Below are 2,558 nucleotides of genomic sequence, written 5' to 3'. Positions count from 1 at the left end.
CGGACCCCAGCCCGCCCCTGCCATATTCTACTTGGCAATTTGAGGAAGGCTGACTACCACTCGACATTCAAGCGTATTTGTGAGGCATGCTGAATGCACTTCGCAAAAGGATATACGCCGGAGCAATGGGTTAGAGCGTACTCTGCGACCGCAAGCAAGCGAGGAGGGGCTCTGAAGAAATCAGGGCGAGAAACGACGCAATGGCCAAAAAGCCGGATGAAATTGCAAAGGCGCTCGGCGTCTCCATCACCACAGTGCGACTGGTGCTGGGCGGCAAGGCAGAAAAGTACCGCATCAGCAAAGCCACCCAGGCCCGCATTCGTGAATATGTGGAAGAGCATGGCGTTAAGTTCGACCTGACCGCCCGAAGCCTCAAGCTCAAACGCACCAACACCTTTGGTCTGATCATCCCGCGCCTAGCCAATCCATTCTTCGCCAAACTCTCTGAAGAGCTGGAACACCGGTGCCGCGAAACCGGCTATCAGCTTATCATCAGTTGCTCCAACTCAGATGAGGAGACGGAGAAGGAGCTGGCAAACGGTCTTGTTCAGCGCAATGTAGACGGCCTGTTTGTGGTCTCGTCCACCTCCGGCAGCCAGCAACATCTGGGCAACACCATCACCAAACCAATGGTGTTTCTGGATCGTGATTACGGCAACACCGATGCCCCCGTCATCACCTCAAGCAACTTCGAGGGTGCAAAAGATCTGACTGCAGCCATTGCAACGGCTGCGGGGAATGAACCGGTCTACTTCCTGATCGGCGGCAGCAATCAACCCACCATCATCGAGCGTGCACGCGGATATCTGGATGTTATGCCGGAAAACGCAGGCGAAGACTGGACACTCCGGTCGGCCCGCAACCGCACACAGGATGGCGAGCAGATGATGCAGACCCTTTGGGACAAGCTCGGCTCTGCCCCACAAAACCTGATGGCCTCCTCTTTGCCGGTTTTGGAGGGAGCTCTGGCAGTCCTGCGCGAGAGGCTCGGGCACATCCCGGCCCAGCTACGCCTTGCGACCTTTGATGACGATAAGATGCTGTCCTTCCTGCCTAATGAGATCTGGTCAATCAAGCAGCAGGAACCTGAATGGGCAGAAGCCGCATTGCAGGCCATGACCCAGACCATGAGCAGCGAGCAGCCACACAGCAAAACCATTGCGACCCGCCTGATCCACCGGCCCAAAGATCAGTAATCCGTCACTATTTGTGGCGGAAATACGGCAGAGAATTATACCTCTGAAAACCATAGAACCGGAAGAAGGTGCTCATTCCGCTGCGTAACCGTTATATTCCTTAGGTATGTAGTGCAGGCAAATGCGCTAGTCTGTCTGCGGCTATGGTACTCTTTGGAGACGAACTCGGGCTTATCCCTGAAATGCACACCGGATTTCGACAGATGGATACGCGCGAAAACAAATAGTTAGAGCATTGCCGGATGCCCTGACCAGCTGGGAGCATGTAGATGGATACTATTGGGCCAATCCAAAATCGCATAAGTCGTTTCTTTATTGATGTCGATGACCGAAATTGGGCGTCTGTCGAAGCTGCGATGACTGGCCTTGTTCATCTGGACTATTCCTCCTTCGGGGCAGGGGAACCCGTTGACCTGACGCCGGAAGCGATCACAACCGCATGGAAAGAGCTGCTGCCCGGTTTTGATCAGACCCATCATCAGATCGGCAATGCACTTGTTGAATCCAAAGAGCAAAAAGCCACAGTCAAAGTCCATGCCACTGCCACCCACTTTATTGATGGAGCAGAAGGCGGCGACATATGGGTGGTCTATGGCACCTACCACATCGCGCTGGTGCATGAGGGCGGGGCTTGGAAAATCAGCAGCATCCAGTTCAACTTCAAGTTCCAGGATGGCAATATGGATCTGCCGGTGATCGCGCAGGCCCTTGCGGATGAAAAAGCCGAGTAACCAGCAATAGCATTTTTAGTCTGGGCGAATGCCCGCAGGCCGCATATAACAGCAGGTGCGATACTGCCGTAACTGGCGTGATAGGACCTGCTTATGCTGCTGAACTTGCTTTCCAAATGCACCTTAGGGGCTGCTCTCCTCATCGCGCTGGGCGCAGCCACAGCACAGGCTCAGGACAAATCCAGTAAATCGGAAAAGTTCTTTCCTGGTATCATTGGAGAGGACAATCGCGAAATCATCGACAGCTGGGATAAACCTTGGAACGCCATTGGCCGCGTCAACGTCGCCGGGTTCCGCTCCCGCTCCATGTGCTCTGGTACATTGATCTCAGATCGCATGGTCATCACAGCAGCTCATTGCCTGTACAACGCCCGTACCGGCAAAGCGCACGTTCCCTCCAAAATCAACTTTGTGGCCGGGGTGCGCCGGGACAAATTCATCGCCCACACCACAGCCGCCTGCACCTACTTGCTGGATGGCTACACCTTCACCACCCGCCCGACCTTGAAGCATGCCGCAACCGATGTTGGCGTAATCATACTCTCAAAACCGTTGGATGTGCCGCCGATGCTGGTGATCAGCAAATCGCCGGAAGTCGCCCAAAACCTCGACCTCACCAGCGCCGGATATG

3 protein-coding genes are annotated in these 2,558 nt (G+C 54.8%); all 3 read left to right on the top strand.

Annotated elements, in window-relative coordinates; all coding sequences use genetic code 11:
• Nucleotides 1-200 precede the first annotated feature (200 nt).
• Nucleotides 201-1,196 (top strand): LacI family DNA-binding transcriptional regulator, encoded by a 996-nt coding sequence (locus PPL9_RS11345; RefSeq protein ID WP_057462801.1) that lies wholly within the window; start codon nt 201-203, stop codon nt 1,194-1,196.
• A gap of 269 nt (nt 1,197-1,465) precedes the next feature.
• Complete coding sequence (locus PPL9_RS11340) at nt 1,466-1,927, top strand: nuclear transport factor 2 family protein (protein WP_082596758.1); 462 nt, start codon at nt 1,466-1,468, stop codon at nt 1,925-1,927.
• A gap of 93 nt (nt 1,928-2,020) precedes the next feature.
• Nucleotides 2,021-2,558 (top strand): trypsin-like serine protease (locus PPL9_RS11335; protein WP_152986671.1); only part of this gene is annotated, 538 nt, incomplete at its 3' end.

It is taken from the genome of Pseudovibrio sp. POLY-S9, assembly GCF_001431305.1.
Classification (GTDB): domain Bacteria; phylum Pseudomonadota; class Alphaproteobacteria; order Rhizobiales; family Stappiaceae; genus Pseudovibrio.
Note: the sequence above shows the minus strand (reverse complement) of the source record. Positions and strands in the feature narration are given on the sequence as shown.

Bases quoted from the DNA above. Each gene is read 5' to 3' on its own strand.
- PPL9_RS11340 (WP_082596758.1), top strand. From the start codon at position 1,466: ATGGATACTATTGGGCCAATCCAAAATCGCATAAGTCGTTTCTTTATT.
- PPL9_RS11345 (WP_057462801.1), top strand. From the start codon at position 201: ATGGCCAAAAAGCCGGATGAAATTGCAAAGGCGCTCGGCGTCTCCATC.